The following is a 14,865-nucleotide window of genomic DNA, read 5'->3' as shown; positions in this document are numbered from 1 at the left end:
ATGCTAGCTAACTGGCCCTCACGATCCAATAATCACAGTCAATTTTAATTTTTTAATTAAATTGATTCATTAGCTCAGACATCGATGTGCCTTGGCAAAAGGCTTCCATAATTTCCACCGCCCGATCCAAACTAGCTTGTACGGTAATCATATCTTCAGCATTAAATTTGCCTAAAACAAAATTAACCACTGCCTGTTGTTCATGCTTAGGGTGAGCAATGCCAAACTTCAAGCGATTAAATTCAGATGTTTTCAAATGCGCAATAATAGATTTAATTCCATTATGTCCTCCAGCTGAACCTTTCGTACGGAGCCGTAGACGCCCTAATTCCATATCCATATCATCTTGAATAACCAACAAATCAGCTAGATCCAATTGATAATACCGCACGAGGCTACCAACGGTTTCGCCCGATAAATTCATATAAGTCGTGGGCTTTACTAATAGCACTTTCTCATTATTAACCAACCCCGTCGCAATCAATGCTTGGTGGTTTGCTTCTTGCTTGAAAGTCAGCCCTAATTTATCCGCCATTGCATCGACGGTCATAAATCCAATATTATGTCTAGTTTGATCATATTTTTTACCGATATTTCCTAAACCAACAATAATTTTCATCTTTTTCCCTTTACTTTCCAAATAGTTTTGGGGCTGAGTTCCATATGAACCCACCCCTATTGTCTAAATTTAATTTCTACTACATGATTTTATTATTAGTTTACGCTTAATAAATAGGTTTTGACAACCATTTTCACTAAAACCCATTTTGTTTTCAAAGCGCGTTTTAATGCACTTTTATTTCTAGAGCAACTCTTTTAAAAAGTAGGAATCCATGTTAAAATTATTAGATAAATATTAGAGAAAGAGAATATTATGCTTGAATCACTTGTTAAGCCCAAAGATGAACTTGTTACAGTCAGCGAAGACACCACCATCGCTGATGCCCTTAAAATTTTTGAAACAACGTCTTTCCGTGCATTGCCAATTTTAGATAAAACCGGCAATCTTTTTCGCGGTGTCGTTTATAAAATGCACATCTACAAAGCACAAATTGACCATAACGATTTAAATACTCCAGTCACTTCGATTATGCGCAATAGTACTAAATTCATTCAAGAAGATGCAACTTTTTATGACGTCATCTTTTCTCTACAGGATTTACCATTTATTTCCGTCATTGACGCTAACCATAACTTTATCGGGATTTTGACCCACGCCACGCTCCTCAAAATGCTTGCCAACTCATGGCAAACCAATAATGGTAAATACACGTTAACCCTCTTAACCGATGGTGAACGTGGAAGTCTTGTCCGTGCAGCCAAATATGTCGCCCGCTACACCAGCATTTCTAGTGCTGTCACCCTAAACCCTGATCAAAACGACTTAACTCAACGGATCGTCTTCACGCTCCCCGATCAAGTTGATGAAGACACCCTTTCCAAAATTATTAAATTATTGTCTCGAAAAGGTTTCCGCTTAGAATCTATTGAAGATTTAAATGAAAAATCATTCTTAGCTAAGTAGTGCTGTAATTTAAACCCCAGCTAGTCGATTGAATCGATTAACTGGGGTTTTCTTTTACTAAATTATTGTTTTACGTATATCAATGCTTGCATCTCCATAGCCTATCATGGGGAACTTTTAATTTGCTTAGTTTTTAATATTAACCTATCAAAATCAACATTAAATCTAATCCCTAGTGAACCTTTCCAATCCACCATAACCTGAAAATGAGCTTGGCAACAGATACCAAAATAAAATCAATAATAATCCTAATCATTCTAGCTTTAAACCGCATCACGCAGACGCTGAATGCTTAATTTAGCCGTGGGCATAATCAAATCCAACTGGCAAAAGCCCCTCATTCATCTTCATCTTAGTTCAAGGTTATTTTTCGTCATAATTTTTAGGTTGCAAAATCTCAACATTTACTTCAGTATCAGTTAATTCATTGGCACTAGGATTAGACTCAGTTGGTCCCGTCACATTCATTTCCTCACGACCAACCCATTTCAAATTCTTCAACTGATCAGTTTCTAACACTGTGCAAATAAAAATAATCAACGCTACTAGGCGCTCTAAAAACATCAACAGAGTTATCCCCGCATTCGCATGCGTCGTAGGATTGGGTAACACAAAATACAAAACCACTAAGACCCAAATTACCCACGTTTTAAGTCCTGCATCTCGTAAACGACGGACGGTTAGCGCGATCCCTGGAATAAAAATCACCAAGCCTAAAATTAACATAATAATAATGATCATTGGTAAATTAGCATAGAAGGGATTGAGTGGCATTATCAAGCCTTCCCCAAAAATAACTCCAAAAACACCAAGCACTAGGATCAAAAATCCAGTTAGCCCAAAAATAACACCCCAAAGCGCCATCCACCAATATTCAGCACGGGTCGCCCGCCCTTTAAAATCAAATCCGTGGCGCCAAAAATTTTTAAACGCTTGTATCATGCTTATCATAAATCCATACTCCTTAAATTATATCCATTCTCATCGATTTAAAAATTGTACCTTAATAAAAATTATCCGACAAGTAACATAACTAAATCTTACCCAAAAATACACTCATGCCCCATTTTAAATGGTTCCATATAAAGATTGTATTGGTGCAAAATATCCAAAAGAAAAAGGTCCCAACCACTACCATAGTTAGGACCTTATCTTATACATACTTTTGTAACGTCTGTTTGACCAAATTCAAAGGATGGTAGCCAATCAAACGGTCAACCACTTTGCCATCCTTTTTAATCAAAAGGGTTGGAATTGCTTGAATCTCTAACTCCTCTGATGTTTTTGGATTTGCATCAACATCCATCTTCATAAATTTAACATCATCAACTTGGTCTGCAGCAGCCTCAATCACTGGACTCTGCATCCGACATGGTCCACACCAAGCCGCCCACATATCAACCAAGACTAGCCCCTGGCTGGTCTTCTCATCAAAATCAAGATCATTCACTTCTGTCACTGCCATAATTAATACCTCGCTTTTATTCTTAGTATATCAAACACGTCAATTGCTAGCCTCAATCACCGTCAATGGTGTACTTTCTGCAACATTCGTATCATTAAGTTGCTGAATTTGGAGCGATTGTGCTTGATTAATTTCATCATATAATTCGGCCGCTAAAGCCTGCGGAATTATATCATTTTGCACCAACTGGCGAACATAAGTCATCTCATACTGGAAGGCTTGAATGAATAAATCTGAATTGATTTGGACATCGCTTTTAAAATTGCGTTGCATCTTTTGGAAATAACGATCCAAATTTTGTCGCATCACATCAATATATTGATTGTCACCGTGCTTGGCTTGAAGTCGCTCTTTTAGCATCTGGTCTAATTTTTGATCGCTAGCATCAATCACTTCATTGGTTAAATCGGTCACTTCTTGTTGCATTTGCAACTTTAACTGACGCGTTTCTTCATGTGAACTAACCTCCTGCCACTGTTGGCGCAATTGACGCATTTCCATCATTTTTTGCCGTTGCTTGGGGTCGCGTTGTAACTGTACATCCCAGCGAATCTTACGGCGGGTATGTTTGAGACGCTGTTTAATTTTCTTGAACCACCAAAATTGGTGATGTTTTGGTAATTTCTCAACCTGAATCCGGTCCACAAATTTTTCAAACAACAAAATAGTTAACCGACTATACTTCTGCAGCACGTCTGGACTATGAATAAAATCACTAATAAAATCTTTAATTTCTAGCATTCCATTTTGATAATCTTGCGTTAATTGATCCCGATCAACCGTACCCCAGCCTTTTTGGGATTGAAGTTGTTGCGATAAGGCCTCTCGCACTGCATGGTCAGGAATTTGATCATGCATTTGTAAAATGGCATAATCGACCATTTTACCACGGACAACTTCTAAAGCATCACTACTATAATTTTCAACCTTAGCTGGTAATAAACGTGGCAGCACAATTGCGCTAACCAACATACTGATTAAAATCACCATCGTAGCAACTAAAATCACTTGGTCACGGAAAGGGAAAGCCTGGCCGTTAATCACTTGGGGTAATGAGAAAGCCATCGCGAGCGTCATAGTCCCATGAATTCCACTGATCGCAAAAATCTTTGAATAAAAATAATGTTGTTGCACATCTTTAGCGCCTAGTAACTGGACAGCTGAACCTTCATGTTCCCAAAGTGCCCAAAAATAGCGGACTAATAACATACTAATATAAATAATCATTGCTAAACCGACTAGCCCTAGTAATTCACCCGGTACCATCTTAACAATACTGCGTGCTACAGTTGGTAAAGTAATTCCTAAAATTAAAAACACAACACTATTTAAAATATTAGAAATCGTGTCCCAAATCACTCGTTGTGAAATTTGTACCTGTGTCGCTGAGAGGCGCAAACGATTTGACTCCCAGTTGTGAATAATTCCAGTGGCAACAACTGCCAAAATCCCCGACATTCCTAAGTGCTCCGCCACCAAATAAACCACAAAAGGTGTCAATAAACTCACTGGAATAACGGAATATTCTGGATGATCAATATTAATATTGAGACTGAGGCGGACCCGCAATAAAACAATCAGCCAACCAAGGAATAACCCCACCGCGATTCCACCGACCGCTACAAACATAAACCGACCAATCCCATCAGCGACGGATAAACTTTGATTCCCCAATACGGTTAGTGCCAAATCTAAAATTACTAATCCCGTCGCATCATTAAATAATGACTCCAATTCCAAAGCCTGATTGACCCCTTCTGGCATTTGGCTACTACTAGTCATCGATGAAACGGCTACCGCATCAGTCGGCGTCACGATTGCTGCCAAAGCCATTGCTAATGGTAACGTCCAAGCCACTTCAATTAAATTCGTCACTGATCCGACAATCACCACCGTGACGACTGCTAAAACCACGGACAAAGTCACAATTAGTTTAAAGCGGCTCCGAATTTTCGCAAAGCTTTGGCGCTGCCCATCCACAAACATCAATGGCGCAATCACAAGCAACATAAAAAATTCAGGCTCTAATTCAAAATTTTGAAACGCCTTGGTAAAAGACATCGCAATCCCTAAACAAATTAAAATAAAGGGTTCTGGGAATTTAGGTAAATATTTTTTTAAAATATTGGTTCCTACAACGCCCATTATTAAAAAACCTATTACATATAATATTGGCATCTTAACCTCTCATATACCTCCCCACTACCTTCTTCCAACAAAATTCTTAAAAATAAAAAAGAGCGAGTATCTCACTCTTTTGTGTGTATTTATAAAAGCATCTATTTATCAGGCGGCGTCACATCTTTGACTCCAGGGTGGCCGTAATTATTTTTAGTAATATCAGGCCCGGCATGATAATAATATGTACGCTGTTGATAATCTCCACCAGTCGCCTCATCAAACTGGTCCATTGCTTTTTTCCAACGCGCACGCCAGTAAGCGCCGAGCGCCACTACAATTAAAATTCCTAACAGCACTAAACTACCAATTAATTTAAATGTCACTCCTAAAGTTCTTGGTGATAAAAAGCCAACTAATACAATAATACCGATAAACCAAGCAAATCTCTGTCCGAATCGATTCATAATGATTCCTCCTTTTCTTCATGCCCTAATTTATTTAATTTAATCTTTTTGGTGCCCCTATTATAGTCATGCTTTAAATGAAAGTCCATGAAATTCTTATGATTTTTTATGATGTAAAGGTAGCACCACATCAAAGGTCGTTCCATGTGGAAGCGTATCAACAACATCAATGTGCCCCCCATGACCTTCAACGATCCATTTAACAATTGATAAGCCTAACCCATGCCCACCACTAGCCCGTGATCGTGATTTATCAATACGGTAAAATCGATCAAATAGATGCCGTTTATCATCATCTGAGATACCTTCACCGGTATCCATAACTTTCAAGTGCACAGTATTTCGGTTGGATGTCAACTTCACAGTAATCGTTGCTCCAGCTCCAGCATACTTTTGGGCATTATCAACTAAATTTAAAACTAGTTGACGCAAGCGCTGCTCATCACCGTCTAAAATTAACTGTTTAGGCAAATCCAGGACTAACCTTTGTTGATTTTCAGCCATTTTTAATTCAATTATTTCACTGACTTCGCGAATAACTTGAATCAAATCAAACTCTTTAAATTCAAACATTACGACTTCCGCATCAGATTGAGCTAATTTCAACATATCCGCGATTAATTTATTTAAATGGCGAACTTCCGTTAAAGAATTGGCCACATTTTCGACTTGATCCAATACGGAATCATTGGGGTGTTCCAACATTGTTTCCAATTTATTTTGAATCACTGTCATCGGCGTTTTAAATTCATGAGCTGCATCGGCGACAAAGGTCCGCTGTTGCTTTAAAGCCCGAGTAATCGGAATCATACTAGCCTGCGATAAAATCAAAGCCATAAAGAGCAAAATAGCTTCCGTCGTCATAAAGATAATGACTAACCGATTAGAAAAGCGTTCCACAACATCATGTTCGATACTAACATTTTGATATGAGACGAGTTGATCATGCCGATAAAACATATACCAGCCTTCTTCATAGTATTTAATATAAATTTGATCTTGATTAGGCAGCTGGATTTTTTGGCGTCTTAAATAGGAATAGTCAACAAGATTAGAATCCGGGACCATGTTTTCTTGATTTTGACTAAAGGGCTGCTTCACACGTGCCGCCGGATTACTATAGAGCACATCACGAAATTGTCGATCAATAAACGTGCCAACACTAATAAAGACCAAGGTAAATCCAACGGCGGTTAAAATCGTCAACTTCGTGCGCGTGGACATCGCTTTTCGAATTTTATGGAAACAATGGCCTAAATACGTATGCTTAAACCAATCAATCATGCATCTTCCTCATCCATCACATTTAAAGTATAGCCAACATTGCGAAGGGTTTTAATATTTAAATTAGCGCACGCCTTACGTAAATTTTTCCGCAGATTAGACATGTAAACTTCTACGACCGTTAGCGAGGTTTCGGAATCAAAGCCCCACAGACGATCAAAAATCTGTTCTTTAGTAACAATTTGATCTTGATGTTGCACCAAATAAACTAATAACCCAAATTCGCGACCTTGAATGTTGACCGGCTCTCCATTAACTGCAACTTGATGCTTTTCCACGTTAATTTCAACGTTTCCGACATGCAATAAACCTTCATCCCCAATTAAACCAGCTTGGCGCAATAAGGCCTTAGCCCGCGCCAGCAGTTCTTCCTTATAAAAAGGCTTGGTGATATATTCGTCAGCTCCTAAATCAAAACCATGCATCTTATCTTCTAACTCATCTTTGGCCGTCAGCATCAAAATGGGCAACTTAGGGAATTCTTCACGTGCTCGTTTTAAAATCGTAAAACCATCCATTTCTGGTAACATCACATCTAACAAAACCAAATCATAGATCCCCGATTGAATTTCAAAAAGCGCTTCACGGCCATCATAGACTTGCGTGGTTTCACCCAGCGATTGCACAGTGTTTTTGACCGTTTCGCTCAATGCTTCGTCATCTTCTACAATTAAAATCTTCACTGCTTTTGCAACCATTCAAATCACCCCTAAAATCATTTTCACACAATTTAAGTCCTTCAATTAGTTGCTGACCACCGCCAGTTGTAATTAAATAACTATTTTCAATACTTTAACAACCAAACCTTAAAATTGACTTACTTCATCTAATCACTCAATCGGGTCACACGTGGTCGTTCTTGGCTTTCATCATCTGGGTCTTCATCCACTTGGTTGAGCAAGTTTTCTTCTTGTTCAAAAGCCAAAATTCCCGTCATAATCTGGTTTAATTTTTTCATTTCATCATGATTTAGGCCTACGCCTTTTCCCATTTTAGTATGCGCCGGATCCCATGCTCGAATATCAAACTTGGGATGATTTTCGCCCCACTGTACTAGATTTAATTCTAAATTCCAACCTGATTTACTGGTTGACAATACTCCATATTTTTCAATAATTTCAAATTTAATTTTTCCACGTTCTGCCATCTATATCTTCTCCTTTCGACCAAATGCTAGCCAAACATTAGTCAAAGCCCATATCATGTGCCATTGGGGTTTGCAAAAGACGCGTAATTTCAGCCATATCTTGGGTATACGCCAACAACCACATCAGCTTAGCCACAATCGCCTCAGTGTTCATATCGCCAGCAGTAATCCCGCCAGCTTCAACCACTCGCTGACCCACTTCATACAAAGCGATATCTTGCCCTTCTTCTAAAATTTGCGTCGTAATGACCACGGGAATCCCTGCATCAGTTAACTTTTGAATTCCTGGCAAGAGATTTCGCCGTTCAAATGGCAAGCCACCATTGCCAAAGCTTTCAATAATTACCGCGTGGGCGTGTTCTAACAAATAATCAAAAATATCGACGGTCATCCCAGGAAATGCTTTTAGCATAAAGATATTTGGATCTAAGACCAACTTATTACGAGCTGGAAGATTCAAACTCTCTGGCTTCGGTTGATACATATGATTAATTTTTCCATGCATAATCCGTGCCACGTATGGATAATTAATCGATTCAAACGCATCATAACTTTGCGTTTTCGTTTTTACCGCACGCGTCCCTACCATCGCTAAGCCATTGAAGACAATAAACACACCGGTTAAATCAGTATCACTAATAAACAAGAGGGCATCTTGTAAATTCGATTCTGCATCCGTATACTGCATCCCCAGAGGAATTTGTGATCCCGTCATCACCACCGGCTTAGTAAAACGATACAATAAATATGATAATGCCGCAGCTGTATAAGCCATGGTATCTGTTCCATGGGTAACAATGAATCCGTCGTAATTTTCTTCTTCCGCTTTAATGGTTTCAGCAATCAACAACCAATCTTCTGGTTGCATATTAGTCGAATCCTTGGCCATCAAAGGCTTTACATCAAGTTCAATCTCTGGACTGGGCTTAAAATAAGTCACTAATTCTTCTGGACTCATCTTTGGAGCTAATCCTTTTTCCGTCACGGCAGAAGCAATGGTGCCTCCCGTGGTAATTACTAAATATTTTTCATTCATGTGCTATGCGTGCCTCCGCTGCCGCGGCTACCGCTGCGACTAAATCATCAATAAACGTATTGACGCGTCCCCCATTTTTTTGAGCATCATTTAATTCACCAATAATCCCTGGCTTTAAACGATCTAAATAGCCAAAATTTGTCCAAGAAATCGTACCATAAACGCCTAAAATCGCCATGACCATATTTTCATCAGTCCCATAGGTTAAACTATCTGCGCGTACTCGGCTTAGCAATGGTTCAGGCAAGGTCTTAGCTTCCGCTAAATCATCGAGCGCTAAACCAGTTAAAATCGCATCTTGGACTTCCGTCTTATGTAAAACATGTTTGACGCTATCCAAAGCATCAGATAGGGCCATAGTTGAAATGAATTCCTTTTGTCCGTCATACACCAATTCAGCAATGGCAGTTAACGCTACCCCTCTAGCCTGAAATTGATCAACAACCACTTGATAATTATCTTGTTCCGTCGTTGTTTCCATGTTATTTTCTCGCTTTCTTCTTTGTTTATCTTTTAAGATTAAGTTCAAAATTAATTTTAACTACAATTCATTTTAACATTATGTTTAAAAGTTCGGCAGCTTTTCATCGAACTATCATCAATCCAAGATTTCCCTTTAACTATTAAAAACCCCAAACACTAAATAAGCACAAAAAAGCTACTTAGTTCAACAAACTAAGTAGCTTTTCTTTTTTAAATTAATCTTCAGTATGCATTAAATACTTTGCAACAAGTGCGGCCAAAGCTCCACCAACCAATGGGCCGATGAAGTAAGGAGCAATGTTCGTCAAAGCACCCGTGCTACCCATAAAGGCAAGCACAACGGCTGGAGCTAATGAACGTGCAGGGTTCAAACCAGCGCCGGTCAAACCAATTCCCAAAACAATCAAAGCAGCCAAAGTAATTCCGATTGCAATTGGGGCGAATTGATTACCCATTTCATTCTTTGGAGCAGTAATAGCTAAGATGCTCAAAACAAAGATAAAGGTCAAAATCAATTCAACCCACGTGGCACCCCAGATTGTGATTGGTGATTGGAAGTTAGTTGCTCCCAAGGCTGTCACAGTCATTTGTTCCTTCGTGGCCTTCAAAGTTGACATCAATGATACCAAAATTCCAGTTCCAACAAAGGCACCCAAAATTTGTGCTACCACATACCATAAAAATTCCATCCAAGTAATCCGCTTATTCATCGCCATTCCTAATGAAATCGCTGGATTAAAGTGTGCACCTGAGATGCTTCCAAAAGCATAACCACCAACAATAATTGAAAATCCAAAGGCTAAAGCAATTGGCATTGAACCAAAGGCTGTTCCACCAAAGACAACGCTTCCAGTTCCAAATGCAACTAGCATCATTGTTCCGAAAAACTCTGCATAATACTTACGCATAAATAATTTCCCCTTTTTTATATGATTTAAAGCATTATAATACAAAACCAAGTTAAAATCACGCTTGATTCAAATTTAAATAAAGCTTAGCGCCCCGCTAACTTAGTAACAGCGGCATCCAAATTAAACCAAAACATATCGGTATTGGCTTTAAATTGATCAATCCAAGCTAATTGCCCCGCTTCCGGCGCAATGTCGCCAACATGTTCATCCCCAAAGCCAATCACTTCAAGGTTCTTAAAGTCTTCATCCCAATGCACCGTATAATAATGCCCAGACATTTGTTCATCCAACAAGGCTTGAAGACCATCTTTAATCGCTTCTTTAATGACGTCATCGACTTCCACTGGGAAGCCAACTTGTTTCATCATCGCCACGCGAACCTCGACAGCCTCCATTGTTTCTGGAATTTTATCCATATCATTCATTGTTGTATCAACCCCTTCCTGCATCAAATCTCTGGCAATTAACGTTCAAAGTTAATTTTATCAAATTTGAGTTATAATGAAAACATATTATTTACTTTATGAGGAGGCCCTTATGCCTAATGCTATCACTGCACACGAAATGCAACAATACGATCAATATACAATCAATGAAATTGGCGTTTCGCCTTTAGTCTTAATGGAAAAAACCGCCCTATCCACCATTGAAGTGCTCGCAGCGGGTCAATTTGATTTAGCACGCGTTTTAGTTATTTCTGGGCTTGGTAATAACGGGGGGGATGGAATTGCCACTGCTCGGCTTCTCCAGCAAAAAGGCGTCAACGTTGAATTGCTATTTGTGGGGGATGAAGCACGGGCTGCTAACAACACGAGTCAACAATTAGAAATCGCCAAGAATTATGGTATTGAGCCCATTCAAAGGGTCAAAGATTTCCGCCAATACACCGTAATTGTCGACGCCCTCTTTGGAATTGGACTCGTCAAACCCGTTCCAGTTAAACTTGGTGAAATGATTAAACGCATTAACGCTGCAAATATTCCCGTCATTGCCTTAGACGTCCCATCAGGTTTAAACGCCACCACTGGTGAAATTTTAGGAGCAGCAATTCGGGCGACTGCGACCGTGACCTTCGCTTATCCAAAAACTGGGTTATTGAAAGGCGAAGGTCCAAAGCGTGCTGGAACCGTCTATGTAAAAGATATTGGAATTTATGCTCCTGAAGAAATCGCCAATTTCAAAAATTCTAGTGAAAGCAAAGGTAATTAACTATGCAAATTGCATTAATCGGGGCAGGTCCACGAAACCTAGCCCTATTAGCGCGCTTAACCGCTTATGCTAAACAAAGTCATCAAAAAACAGATATCCACCTTTTTGACCCAGCTGGGATTGGGGGAAAAGTCTGGCGTCCTAACCAGGACCCCACTTTTATTATGAACACTGTCACCTCACAACTGACCTTATTTACTGATACGACGATTGAACATTTTGCGCCCGCGCTGCAGGGACCTTCCTTTTATCAATGGGCTTGCGATTACGGGAATCAATATGTCAAAAATCATAATTTTGAAAATGAAGCCGTTTTTCTAAATGAATTAGCAACCATTAATCCCAACCGCTTTAGTTCTCGGGCTTTATTTGGGGTTTATACACAATGGTTCTTTGATGAAATCATGAATAATTTGGCCGCCGAAGTGCAAGTCCATTTTTATCCTCAATCGGTCACCCAGATTCAACGGCACGCCGCTCAGTTTAAAATTCAAGCTCAGACCGACCTGGATCTAACCGTCGATCAAGTCATTTTGGCGCCTGGACATGCGGCCCAAATTAATTCCCCTGAAGAAGAGAATTTAGCTGATTTTGCCCAAGCAGAGCAATTATTATATTTACCAGCTAATCACCCGGCCGATGCCCCATTGGAAAAAATTCAAGCCCAACAAAATGTCATTTTAAGAGGCCTAGGCCTGAGTTTCTTTGATTACATGGCCAAATTAACGATTGGTCGGGGTGGACATTTCACACGAGATGCTTCTGGTAAATTAAGTTATCAACCTGCTGGGACTGAACCGCATTTGATTGCCGGATCGCGCCACGGGGTGCCTTTACACGCCCGCGGGGTTAATCAAAAAATTGGTGGCCAAAGCTACCAACCACGTTTCTTCACCCCTGCCGCTCTTGATCATTTTGCTGAAAAGCATAATGGGCATGTTTCTTTTGATTTTTTTATTCATCTATTGAAAAAAGAGATGAGCTACAAGCATTACTTTAATGTAGTTAGTGATACCGCGATTAATTGGGCATTTGCTGTGACCGATTTCTTACAAGCCTTAAACAGTGCGGATGATCTCGATGCCACCGCTAAAGCCTGGGGCTTACCCGAACAACAAATTATTAATTGGGCAACGATTATCGCCCCATTTGATAACGCCAAGAATGTCAATGTATATCAACAGACTTTCTTAGCTTATCTAATCAACGATATCCAAGATGCGCGTTTAGGAAATCGGGACGCCCCATTTGCCGGGGCCTTTGACCTTTTACGAGATGTGCGAAGTACGATTCGTTATTATGTCACCAATAATTATCTCAATGATGCCGAATATGCCAGATTCTTACAAGAATTCAATCCCTTTAACAACATTGTTTCAGTCGGGCCACCTGTTGCCCGCGTAGAACAAATGGCTGCGCTCATGGAAGCGGGAATTTTAACTTTGGTTGGCCCGGGGATGCAAGTACAATGCCAACCCGCTAACCAACAACATCCCGCCCAATTCTTAGTTACGGATCATTTAAACCAACAATTCGAAACTCAACAACTGGTTGAAGCGCGTTTGCACGGTATCAATGTCAAAACCAGTGCCGATCCTTTAATTCAAGACTTAGTGGACCAGAAAATGTTAAACACGCGTGACTATCAAAAAAATGATGGGCAAATCTTAAAAGTTGGGGGCGCCATGATTGATCGAAAAACCATGCGGGTGCTCGATGAAAATAATCAACCTGTTGCTGGATTGCGCTTATGGGGTGCTTTGACTGAGGGCTGGTCATGGTTTACTACTTTTTCACCGCGCCCTAACTCACATGATAAAATTTTACAAGATGCCGAAAATATTGCTAATGACATCTTTACTAACCTTTAACTTCTAAAGTTCCAATCAAGGAGGACCAGATGCCAATTAAAAATTTTGATCAATATTTAGAAAAATACGCGGAACTCATTATCACAACGGGAATCAATGTACAGCCCACCCAAAGCGTCATTATTTATGCCGAAGTAACCCAGCAACCCTTAGTCCACGCTTTAATCGACAGCGCCTATCAACATGGGGCTAAAGCTGTGCAAGTGGAATGGAAGGATGACTACATTACGCACGCGTTAATTCAAAACGCATCAGATGAAGTATTAAATCAAGTCCCAACCTCAACCACGATCAAAGCTCAAGAAATTGCCTCAAACCGAATTTCACGCATTAGTATCATGTCAGAAGATCCGGATAGTTTTGGCGATTTAGATCAACAAAAGGTGGCAATCTTCTCGAAGAGTCAAGCATACGGCAAAAAGCCCGTCATGGATGCCACAATGAACAATGAACTTGCCTGGGTCGTCGTCGCGGCGGCTAGCCCAGCCTGGGCCAAAAAAGTTTTCCCAGAATTAAATCCAGCAGAAGCCTGCGAAAAACTTTGGCTAAATATCTTTAAATTTAACCGGATTGAATCCACCCAAGACCCAACTGTAGCTTGGCAAAAACATATTGCCCAACTTAATCAACATGCCACTTGGCTCAATCAAGAAAATTTCAAGGCACTCCACTACCTTTCACCCCGCACTGACATCACCGTTGGACTGGCTGAAAATCATCATTGGGAAGGCGCTGATTCAAACGATAAAGCAGGAAATTATTTTACTGCCAACCTCCCCACGGAAGAAGTTTTTACTTCCCCCGATTATCGCCATATCGATGGGCACGTCACAGCAACGAAGCCTTTATCATATGGAGGCGTCTTAATTAATGATATTCAATTAACTTTTGAAAATGGCGTGGTCACCAAGGCGACCGCTAGTACCGGACAAGAGGTTTTGGATCAACTACTTGCCAGTGACTCAGGTGCCAAATCGTTAGGAGAAGTGGCCCTTGTGCCAAATCCTTCTCCTATTTCTCAATCTGGTTTAATTTTCTACAATACCTTAATTGATGAAAATGCTTCAAATCATATGGCTTTGGGTGCTGCTTACCCTTTTAATATCAATAATGGAACCCAAATGGATGATGCAACCCGCCAAGCACACGGACAAAATCAATCTATTATCCACGTTGACTTTATGATGGGATCTGCTGATTTAGATATTGATGGAATTAAAGCAGATGGCTCGACAGTCCCAGTTTTCCGTCAAGGTGATTGGGCTAAATAATATTTTTTATTTTTTACTTGCATTCCCCAATAATATTTGTTAAGATTATATCTGTTGTTGAGTTACAACAGATATTTG

The 14,865-nt window shown here is 39.9% G+C and carries 16 protein-coding genes; 4 read left to right on the top strand and 12 right to left on the bottom strand.

Annotation, left to right across the window (positions count from 1 at the left end; translation table 11 throughout):
• Positions 1-52: 52 nt before the first annotated feature.
• The gene (pth, locus tag IV73_RS06080) at positions 53-619 is read right to left on the bottom strand and encodes an aminoacyl-tRNA hydrolase (protein ID WP_057756343.1); all 567 of its coding nucleotides are present in this window, start codon (positions 617-619) and stop codon (positions 53-55) included.
• A gap of 255 nt (positions 620-874) precedes the next feature.
• Between pth and cbpA the strand changes: the two genes are divergently transcribed.
• A complete protein-coding gene (cbpA, locus tag IV73_RS06075) occupies positions 875-1,525 on the top strand; it encodes a cyclic di-AMP binding protein CbpA (protein ID WP_057756340.1) in 651 nt (216 codons plus the stop codon).
• Positions 1,526-1,888: 363 nt separating this feature from the next.
• On the opposite strand, the gene IV73_RS06070 is transcribed toward cbpA, so the two are convergent.
• The 11 genes from IV73_RS06070 to IV73_RS06020 form a co-directional block, all read right to left on the bottom strand.
• On the bottom strand, positions 1,889-2,476 hold the full coding sequence (locus tag IV73_RS06070) for a DUF805 domain-containing protein (RefSeq protein WP_057756337.1): 588 nt from the start codon (positions 2,474-2,476) through the stop codon (positions 1,889-1,891).
• A 202-nt stretch (positions 2,477-2,678) separates the two neighbouring features.
• The gene (trxA, locus tag IV73_RS06065; RefSeq protein WP_057756334.1) at positions 2,679-2,990 is read right to left on the bottom strand and encodes a thioredoxin; all 312 of its coding nucleotides are present in this window, start codon (positions 2,988-2,990) and stop codon (positions 2,679-2,681) included.
• Positions 2,991-3,029: 39 nt separating this feature from the next.
• Positions 3,030-5,168, bottom strand: a complete 2,139-nt coding sequence (locus IV73_RS06060; protein ID WP_057756332.1) for a cation:proton antiporter domain-containing protein — start codon at positions 5,166-5,168, stop codon at positions 3,030-3,032.
• Between the two features lie 101 nt (positions 5,169-5,269).
• Positions 5,270-5,575 (bottom strand): hypothetical protein, encoded by a 306-nt coding sequence (locus tag IV73_RS06055; RefSeq protein WP_057756329.1) that lies wholly within the window; start codon positions 5,573-5,575, stop codon positions 5,270-5,272.
• Positions 5,576-5,671: 96 nt separating this feature from the next.
• Positions 5,672-6,859, bottom strand: a complete 1,188-nt coding sequence (locus IV73_RS06050; protein WP_057756326.1) for a sensor histidine kinase — start codon at positions 6,857-6,859, stop codon at positions 5,672-5,674.
• Complete coding sequence (locus IV73_RS06045) at positions 6,856-7,557, bottom strand: response regulator transcription factor (protein ID WP_057756323.1); 702 nt, start codon at positions 7,555-7,557, stop codon at positions 6,856-6,858. The genes IV73_RS06050 and IV73_RS06045 overlap by 4 nt, the downstream gene beginning before the upstream one ends.
• Positions 7,558-7,685: 128 nt before the next feature.
• Positions 7,686-8,006: a YdbC family protein gene (locus tag IV73_RS06040; RefSeq protein ID WP_057756322.1), complete on the bottom strand. Its 321-nt coding sequence runs from the start codon at positions 8,004-8,006 to the stop codon at positions 7,686-7,688.
• A 37-nt stretch (positions 8,007-8,043) separates the two neighbouring features.
• Positions 8,044-9,042: an asparaginase gene (locus IV73_RS06035; RefSeq protein WP_057756319.1), complete on the bottom strand. Its 999-nt coding sequence runs from the start codon at positions 9,040-9,042 to the stop codon at positions 8,044-8,046.
• Positions 9,035-9,523, bottom strand: a complete 489-nt coding sequence (locus IV73_RS06030) for a phosphatidylglycerophosphatase A family protein (protein WP_057756317.1) — start codon at positions 9,521-9,523, stop codon at positions 9,035-9,037. The genes IV73_RS06035 and IV73_RS06030 overlap by 8 nt, the downstream gene beginning before the upstream one ends.
• 217 nt (positions 9,524-9,740) lie before the next feature.
• Positions 9,741-10,433, bottom strand: coding sequence for an MIP/aquaporin family protein (locus IV73_RS06025; protein ID WP_057756315.1), 693 nt, complete (start codon positions 10,431-10,433; stop codon positions 9,741-9,743).
• Positions 10,434-10,519: 86 nt separating this feature from the next.
• Positions 10,520-10,861, bottom strand: a complete 342-nt coding sequence (locus IV73_RS06020) for a hypothetical protein (RefSeq protein ID WP_057756312.1) — start codon at positions 10,859-10,861, stop codon at positions 10,520-10,522.
• 112 nt (positions 10,862-10,973) lie between these two features.
• On the opposite strand from IV73_RS06020, the gene IV73_RS06015 reads away from it, so the two are divergent.
• Genes IV73_RS06015 through IV73_RS06005 form a run of 3 tightly spaced genes read left to right on the top strand, consistent with a single transcriptional unit; the run spans position 10,974 to position 14,787 of the window.
• Positions 10,974-11,645: an NAD(P)H-hydrate epimerase gene (locus IV73_RS06015; protein ID WP_057756308.1), complete on the top strand. Its 672-nt coding sequence runs from the start codon at positions 10,974-10,976 to the stop codon at positions 11,643-11,645.
• Between the two features lie 2 nt (positions 11,646-11,647).
• Positions 11,648-13,516, top strand: a complete 1,869-nt coding sequence (locus IV73_RS06010; RefSeq protein ID WP_057756306.1) for an FAD/NAD(P)-binding protein — start codon at positions 11,648-11,650, stop codon at positions 13,514-13,516.
• Between the two features lie 29 nt (positions 13,517-13,545).
• A complete protein-coding gene (locus IV73_RS06005) occupies positions 13,546-14,787 on the top strand; it encodes an aminopeptidase (RefSeq protein ID WP_057756303.1) in 1,242 nt (413 codons plus the stop codon).
• The last annotated feature ends 78 nt before the right edge of the window (positions 14,788-14,865 follow it).

This window comes from Weissella kandleri (assembly GCF_001438705.1).
In the GTDB taxonomy this organism is placed as follows: Bacteria; Bacillota; Bacilli; order Lactobacillales; family Lactobacillaceae; genus Weissella; species Weissella kandleri.
Note: the sequence above shows the minus strand (reverse complement) of the source record. Positions and strands in the feature narration are given on the sequence as shown.